This window comes from Acinetobacter sp. WCHAc060042 (assembly GCF_003231195.1).
Classification (GTDB): Bacteria; Pseudomonadota; Gammaproteobacteria; order Pseudomonadales; family Moraxellaceae; genus Acinetobacter.
Genome location: NZ_QKVN01000146.1, coordinates 1 through 353, shown reverse-complemented (window position 1 = coordinate 353; position 353 = coordinate 1). Strand labels below are relative to the sequence as shown.

1 pseudogene is annotated in these 353 nt (G+C 39.9%); it reads right to left on the bottom strand.

From position 1 onward, the window contains the following. Nucleotides 1-353, bottom strand: a pseudogene (locus DPG01_RS18855) (IS30 family transposase); the annotation flags it as partial.

Below are 353 nucleotides of genomic sequence, written 5' to 3'. Positions count from 1 at the left end.
TCATGAATGCTTTTACGATTACTCAGCTGACCACGGGTTTCAGGAGAGCCGTATTTCCTCTTTCTTTGATTTCTGAAACGTAGGTGATGAAAGAGTGTACCGCCATTGTTTTTATCCTGTCGTATAAAGCGATAAATTGAATGCAAACTGACTGGAACATGAGAAGCAATCTGTTCAGGACTCCATTGAAGATCAAGATAAGAGATGACATGTGCCCACATTTCACAAGGGATTCTTTTAGGATTAGGACAATGTCGTCTTCGAGCTACTTTATTGGCATGTTTAGCGAAATAGCCATTTCTAGCTCGATTACGTTTGATTTCTCTAGAAATGGTTGAAGGTGAACGATTCAG